The sequence below is a fragment of the Streptomyces sp. OfavH-34-F genome (assembly GCF_022347745.1).
In the GTDB taxonomy this organism is placed as follows: domain Bacteria; phylum Actinomycetota; class Actinomycetes; order Streptomycetales; family Streptomycetaceae; genus Streptomyces.
On the sequence record NZ_JAKRGC010000054.1, the window covers coordinates 21726 to 28261 of the forward strand.

Consider the following 6536-nt stretch of genomic DNA (forward strand, 5'->3'; position numbering starts at 1 on the left):
AACCTTCTTCCCGTCGCACGTGTCTCCTATGCGAGCCCCCACACCTCGTACGCCATGGCTCCACGTACGCGATCAAGGAGAATTTTGTGCGCATTCGCACCATGCTGTCCATGGCCGTGTGTGCCGCCACGGCGCTGACCGGCGGCACGGCCGTCGCGGCGCCGGGCAACGCGCCGGCGGACACGGCCGGAAGCACGGCGGGCACCACCACCGTGCGGGAGGACTTCAACGGGGACGGCTACCAGGACGTGGTCGTAGGCGCCACCGCGGCGGCGGTGAACGGCCAGCCGTACGCCGGATACGTCACCATCGCCTACGGCTCCGCCGGGGGCCTGGGCCCGGCGCGCACCACGACCATCGACCAGACCACGCCGGGGGTGCCGGGCGACCCGGCCGAGGGCAGTCTCTTCGGCTTCCGTCTCGTCCCCGCCGACCTGGACCACGACGGTCTGACGGACCTCGCGGTCTACACGAACGAATCGCTCCCGGAGCTGAACAACTGGGGCTCCGTCGTCGTGCTGTGGGGCCGCGCCGGCGGTCTCACGGGCGAGGGCGCGGTCCGCATCCCCGGTCCCGAGTCCGGCGACATGGGGAACAACCTCATCGCCGGTGACTTCAACGGCGACGGCGACACCGACCTGATGATGGCGCACGGCTGGGGCGACGGCAGCCTCGAACAGCGCAGTGTGCTGTACGGACCGTTCAAGCGGTCCGGGGAGCCGACCCGCGAGCAGCGGGTGACCATGTTCTCCTCGGACAACTTCATGTCCAACCCGGCCGTGGGCGACTTCAACGGCGACGGCATCGACGACCTGTGCACCTTCTACTCCTGGGAGGAGCACTCCGAGGGCGGCCAGGTGTGGCTGGGCACCCCGGACGGCCTGTCCACCACCTCCACCTCGCTGCCCTCCGGCGCCTCCCCCACGGTCGGCGACTTCGACGGGGACGGCAAGGACGACCTCGCCGTACGGGTGGTGCCGAACGGCATCTACGAGGACTTCCCCACGGACCCCGGCACGGTGAAGATCTACTACGGCACGGCGTCCGGCCTGGGCACCAAGCGGACCGCGACCCTCACCCAGGACACCGCCGGCGTCCCGGGCGTCAGCGAGACGGGCGACCAGTTCGGGGCCAGGCTCAGCGCGGGCGACGTGACCGGCGACGGTTACGACGACCTCGCGGTGGGCGTGCCGTTCGAGGCGCTCGGTTCGGTCAAGGGGGCGGGTGCCGTGGTGCTGCTGAAGGGCGGGTCCGGCGGCCTGACCGGTACCGGCGCGAAGTCGTTCCACCAGGACACCACGGGCATGCCCGGGGTGGCGGAGTCGGGTGACCACTTCGGCGGTTCGGTGCGGCTGCTGGACATCGACGGGGACGGCAAGGCCGATCTGACGGCCGGCGCCCCCGACGAGAACCTGGAGGCGATCGCGGACGGCGGCGCGGTGTGGTCGCTGCGCGGCGGCTCCGCAGGGCTGACCACGGCCGGCGCTTCGGCGTTCAACCCGCCGGACGTGGGCGCGCCCGTCGTGACGAAGGCCCGGTTCGGCCTGAACCTGGGCGGCGAGAACGGGCACGGCCTCTACACCGGCTGACCGGCCACTGCACCGGCTGAACGGCCCGCTTCATGGGTGAGGGGCCCCGGTCCGCGACCGGGGCCCCTCACCCATGACCGGGCGGGTGCTCAGGGGCGGTCGTCGCGCGCCTTCGCCTCGCGCTCGGCGTTGCGCTCCTTGATGCGGATGTTCTCCTTGCGGACGTCCGCCTGGGTGGCGCGCTCCTTCCGGAGCCACTCGGGGTCTTCCTGCTTGAGCGCGTCGATCTGCTCGGTGGTCAGGGGTTCGGTGATCCCGCCCCGGGCCAGGCCGGAGATGGAGACGCCCAGCTTGGAGGCGACGACCGGGCGCGGGTGCGGGCCGTTGTTCCGCAGGTCGCGCAGCCACTGGGGCGGATCGGCCTGGAGGGCGGCCAGCTCGGCGCGCGAGACGACACCCTCCCGGAACTCCTCGGGGGTGGCGTCGAGGTAGACACCCAGCTTCTTCGCCGCGGTCGCGGGCTTCATCGTCTGGGTGCTCTGGTGGGACTTCATGGGGTCAAGGGTATCGAGCGCGTGCGGCGTCCTCGACCACGGCCGGTAATCTGGCGGGGTGACAGGCCAGGAAGCAACCCCCTCGTTCCGGCTGGCGTACGTCCCCGGAGTGACCCCCACGAAGTGGGTGCGGATCTGGGAGGAGCGCCTGCCCGGTATTCCCCTGACCCTCGTCCAGGTACCGGCCGCCGAGGCCCAGGACCTGCTGCGCGCGGGCGACGCCGACGCGGGCTTCCTGCGGCTCCCGGTCCGGGGCACGGATCTCAGCGCGATCCCGCTGTACACGGAGACGACGGTCGTCGTGGTGCCCAAGGACCATGTGATCGCGGCGGTGGACGAGCTGTCCGTCGCCGAGCTGGCCGACGAGATCGTGCTGCATCCGCTGGACGACCCGCTGGTCTGGGAGCGGCTGCCCGGGCGGCCGGCGCTGGAGCGGCCGGCGACCACGGCGGACGCGGTCGAGCTGGTCGCGGCGGGCATCGGGGTGCTCGTCGTGCCGCAGTCGCTGGCCCGGCTGCACCACCGCAAGGACCTGACGTACCGGCCGCTGGCGGACGCGCCCGAGTCGCGCGTGGCGCTGTCGTGGCCGCAGGAGAAGACCACCGACCAGGTGGAGGACTTCATCGGCATCGTCCGGGGCCGGACGGTGAACAGTTCGCGCGGCCGGGCGGGGGCGCCCGCGGCCCAGCCGAAGGCCAAGGACGCCAAGGGGGCCAAGGGCGGGCGGAAGCCGGCATCCGGTACGGCCGCGGGCAAGGGTGCCCGCGGCGGCTCGGGCTCGGGCCGTTCCGGCGGGGCCAAGGGGGTGCGCGGCGCCAAGGGCGGCGCGGCCCCGAAGCGCGGGAAGCCCCGGCGCAGGCCCTGAGCGCGGGGCGGTCCGCAGGCGACCGGAGCGCGGTTGTCAGTGGCTCCTGGCAGCATCGGTGACCATGACGCACACCGAACGCCCCATGCCGCCCCTCGACGCCGACGAACGCACCGGCCTGGAGAGCTGGCTCGACTTCTACCGGGCCACCGTGGCCCTGAAATGCGAGGGCCTCACCGACGGGCAGGCGCGCAGCGCCTCCGTGCCGCCGTCGTCGCTGACGCTGACGGGGCTGGTGCGGCATCTCGCGGAGGTCGAGCGGAACTGGTTCCGCCGGGTCCTGACCGGCGAGGACGTCCCCCCGGTGTATGGCGGGCCCGACCGGCCCGAGGGGCACGACGGGGGCTTCGAGCTCACCCCGGACACCGGGCTCGCCGGGGCGCTGGCCGCCTGGCAGGAGGAGATCGCGGTGTCCCGCGCGGTGTGCGCCGAGCGGTCGCTGGAGGACTCGGCGCCGTTCATGGGCGCCGAGGTGAACCTCCGCTGGATCCACCACCACATGATCGGCGAGTACGCCCGGCACAGCGGCCACGCCGATCTGCTCCGCGAGCGGATCGACGGCAGCACCGGCGTCTGAGGGCCGGGCGCCGGAGAGGGCGGGCTGCGGAAGGGGTGGGCGCGGGGAACATCCGTGCGGATGTCAGGATGGTTGTATGACGAGCCAGGTTTACTTCGACATCACCATCAACGACGAGCCCGCCGGGCGGATCGTCTTCGATCTGTTCGACGACATCGTTCCCAAGACCGCGGAGAACTTCCGCCAGCTGGCGACCGGCCAGAACGGCTTCGGTTACAAGGGTTCCTCCTTCCACCGGGTCATCCCCGAGTTCATGCTCCAGGGCGGTGACTTCACCCGCGGTGACGGCACCGGCGGCAAGAGCATCTACGGCGAGAAGTTCGCCGACGAGAACTTCCAGCTGAAGCACACCAAGCCCGGTCAGCTCTCGATGGCCAACGCCGGCCCGAACACCAACGGGTCGCAGTTCTTCATCACGACCATCGTGACCTCCTGGCTGGACGGCAAGCACGTCGTCTTCGGCGAGGTCGCCGACGAGGCGAGCATGGCCCTGGTCAAGCGCATCGAGTCCTTCGGTTCGCAGAGCGGCCGCACCTCCGCGAAGATCACCATCGCCGACTCCGGGGTCCTCTGATTCCGAGCCCCCGCCGGCCGTTTCCCGGCCGCCCGGAAGCGCCGTCCGACGCATCGCGTCGGGCGGCGCTTCCGTCGTTCGGGGGGCACTTCCGTCGTTCGGGGGGCGCGCGGGACGTGCGGAAGGGCGCACGCCACTCCGACTGTCAACTTCGGGTTGACACCCAGAGACTGTCAACTTACGGTTGACACATGACGCATCCCGTAGTGCCCACGACACCCGTCCGTCTCGACGACCTCATCGCGGCCATCAAGAAGGTCCACACCGACGCCCTGGACCAGCTCCAGGACGCCGTCATCGCCGCCGACCACCTCGGCGACGTCGCCGACCACCTGATCGGCCACTTCGTCGACCAGGCGCGCCGCTCCGGCGCCTCCTGGACCGACATCGGCAGGAGCATGGGCGTGACCCGCCAGGCGGCCCAGAAGCGCTTCGTCGCCAAGGACCCCGGCGACGGCACCGCGCTCGACCCCAGTCAGGGCTTCGGGCGCTTCACCCCGCGCGCCAAGAACGTGGTGATGGCGGCGCAGAACGAGGCGCGGGCGGCCGGCAACGCCGAGATCGGCACCCCGCACCTGGTCCTGGGCCTGCTCAGCGAGCCCGAGGCGCTGGCGGCGGCCTTCATCCGGGCGCAGGGCGTGGTCCTGGACACCGTCCGGCAGGCGGCGACCCAGGCGCTCCCCCCGGCGTCCGACGCCGAGATCCCCGAGCTGATCCCGTACGACGCCGACGCGCGCAAGGCGCTGGAGCTGACCTTCCGCGAGGCCCTGCGCCTGGGGCACAACTACGTCGGCACCGAGCACATCCTGCTGGCCCTCATGGAGCACGAAGACGGCTCGGGCGTGCTCAGCGGCCTCGGCCTGGACAAGGCGGCGGCCGAGCAGGCCATCGCCGAGGCCCTGTCCGCCCTCACCGCGAACGGGCAGCCGACCGCGTCCGAGGCGGTTCCCCAGGCCCCGGGGAAGGAGGGCTGACCGGCCCCCGCCGCGCCGCTCACCGCGCCCCGGTCTCCAGGCGCAGGCTCCAGCGGCGCGGCAGCCCGGTGAGGGTGACGGTGGCCAGCGGGCCGACGTCCACGTTCCAGTACGAGGACGGCGGGGCCTTCAGCGCGTAGACGAGGGCGGCCCGGACCACGGCCGGTTCCGCGACGGCGACGATGGCACCGTCGCAGGCCGGCCGGGTGTCCAGCCAGCCGCCGATCCGGGCGATGAAGGCGAGCAGCGGTTCCCCGCCGTGCGGGGCCGTCCGCGGGTCGGCCAGCCAGGCGTCCACGGCGGCCGGCTCGCGGGCGGTGACGTCGGCGAGGGTGCGGCCCCGCCAGCGGCCCATGTCGCAGTCGCGCAGGGCCGGCTGGACCATCGGGTGGAAGCCGAGCGCCTCGCCGGTGGCACGGCTGCGCGGCGTCGGCGAGCAGTAGCGCAGTTCGGCGGTGCCCAGGGAGATCAGCGCCGGGCCCGCGCACCGCAGGGCGTGGTGCCCGGCCTCGTCGAGCGGCCGGTCGTCGTCGAAGCGCTCGGCGAGCAGGGAGGAGCTGCGGGCCGCGGCGACGAGCGTGACTCGAACACTCATGGCCGCGATCGTGGGGCCGATCGCCCCGCCGGTCAAGGGTGCCGTCGCACACCCGTACGCACGAGTAGGCGGTCAGTCGCCGGGCGGCGCGGCGGCCGGGGTGCCCTCCCAGGCGGTACGCAGCCGGCGTACGCCCTCCGCCAGCTCGGCCGGTCCGGCGACGGAGACGAAGCTCAGCCGGATGTGCGGGGCCGGCGGCTCGGCGCCGAAGTAGGGCCGTCCCGGTGTGACGGCCACTCCGGCGCGCAGGGCCGCCTGGACCATGGCGGACTCGTCCGTCCGCCCGGCCTCGGAGCCGGGCAGGCTCAGCCAGAGGTAGCCGCCGCCCGCCGGGACGTGCGGCAGTCCGAGGCCGGGCAGCGCCTCGCGCAGCGCCGCCGTCATCGCGGTGCGCCGGGCCCCGAGTTCGGCGGCCACGGACCGCAGATGCCGCCCCCAGGCGGGCGAGCCGACCAGTTCGAGCGCGGTCTCCTGGAGCGGCCGGGGCACGAAGAAGGTGTCCACGAGCTGGATGGCCCGCAGCCGTTCCAGGGCCGGGCCCCGGGCCGCGAGCGCGCCGACGCGCAGGCTGGGCGAGGCGGCCTTGGTGAGCGAGCGGATGTGCACGACGACGCCGTCCGGGTCGTCGGCGGCCAGCGGCCGGGGCAGCGGGCCGGCGTCGTCGTGGGCGAGGAAGCGGGCGAAGTCGTCCTCGACGACGAAGGCGCCGGCCTGCCGGGCGATCCGGACGACCTCGGAGCGCCGGGCCGCGGACAGCACGGTGCCCGTGGGGTTCTGGAAGAGCGGCTGGCAGACGAAGACGCGGGCCCCGGTGGCGTCGAAGGCGGCGGCGAGCAGGTCGGGGCGGACGCCGTCGCCGTCCACGGGC

The 6536-nt window shown here is 73.3% G+C and carries 8 protein-coding genes; 5 read left to right on the forward strand and 3 right to left on the reverse strand.

Features of this window, described 5'->3' with window-relative positions:
- Positions 1–86 precede the first annotated feature (86 nt).
- The gene (locus tag MHW47_RS11670; protein WP_239222648.1) at positions 87–1589 is read left to right on the forward strand and encodes an FG-GAP and VCBS repeat-containing protein; all 1503 of its coding nucleotides are present in this window, start codon (positions 87–89) and stop codon (positions 1587–1589) included.
- An 89-nt stretch (positions 1590–1678) separates the two neighbouring features.
- Here the strand turns inward: MHW47_RS11670 and MHW47_RS11675 are convergent, their stop codons facing one another.
- On the reverse strand, positions 1679–2083 hold the full coding sequence (locus tag MHW47_RS11675) for a DUF5997 family protein (RefSeq protein ID WP_239222649.1): 405 nt from the start codon (positions 2081–2083) through the stop codon (positions 1679–1681).
- Between the two features lie 58 nt (positions 2084–2141).
- On the opposite strand from MHW47_RS11675, the gene MHW47_RS11680 reads away from it, so the two are divergent.
- The 4 genes from MHW47_RS11680 (at position 2142) to MHW47_RS11695 (ending at position 5073) form a co-directional block, all read left to right on the forward strand.
- A complete protein-coding gene (locus tag MHW47_RS11680) occupies positions 2142–2948 on the forward strand; it encodes a LysR family substrate-binding domain-containing protein (RefSeq protein ID WP_239222650.1) in 807 nt (268 codons plus the stop codon).
- Positions 2949–3012: 64 nt separating this feature from the next.
- Entirely contained in the window at positions 3013–3525 is a 513-nt protein-coding gene (locus tag MHW47_RS11685) for a DinB family protein (RefSeq protein WP_239222651.1), read from the forward strand.
- A 76-nt stretch (positions 3526–3601) separates the two neighbouring features.
- Positions 3602–4099 (forward strand): peptidylprolyl isomerase, encoded by a 498-nt coding sequence (locus tag MHW47_RS11690; RefSeq protein ID WP_239222652.1) that lies wholly within the window; start codon positions 3602–3604, stop codon positions 4097–4099.
- A 191-nt stretch (positions 4100–4290) separates the two neighbouring features.
- On the forward strand, positions 4291–5073 hold the full coding sequence (locus MHW47_RS11695) for a Clp protease N-terminal domain-containing protein (protein ID WP_239222653.1): 783 nt from the start codon (positions 4291–4293) through the stop codon (positions 5071–5073).
- A 19-nt stretch (positions 5074–5092) separates the two neighbouring features.
- Here the strand turns inward: MHW47_RS11695 and MHW47_RS11700 are convergent, their stop codons facing one another.
- Positions 5093–5668: a histidine phosphatase family protein gene (locus tag MHW47_RS11700; protein ID WP_239222654.1), complete on the reverse strand. Its 576-nt coding sequence runs from the start codon at positions 5666–5668 to the stop codon at positions 5093–5095.
- A gap of 72 nt (positions 5669–5740) precedes the next feature.
- Positions 5741–6536: PLP-dependent aminotransferase family protein (locus tag MHW47_RS11705; protein ID WP_239222655.1), on the reverse strand; the 796-nt coding region annotated here is incomplete at its 5' end.

Bases quoted from the DNA above. Each gene is read 5' to 3' on its own strand.
- MHW47_RS11675 (WP_239222649.1), bottom strand. From the start codon at position 2,083: ATGAAGTCCCACCAGAGCACCCAGACGATGAAGCCCGCGACCGCGGCG.
- MHW47_RS11685 (WP_239222651.1), top strand. From the start codon at position 3,013: ATGACGCACACCGAACGCCCCATGCCGCCCCTCGACGCCGACGAACGC.
- MHW47_RS11690 (WP_239222652.1), top strand. From the start codon at position 3,602: ATGACGAGCCAGGTTTACTTCGACATCACCATCAACGACGAGCCCGCC.
- MHW47_RS11695 (WP_239222653.1), top strand. From the start codon at position 4,291: ATGACGCATCCCGTAGTGCCCACGACACCCGTCCGTCTCGACGACCTC.
- MHW47_RS11700 (WP_239222654.1), bottom strand. From the start codon at position 5,668: ATGAGTGTTCGAGTCACGCTCGTCGCCGCGGCCCGCAGCTCCTCCCTG.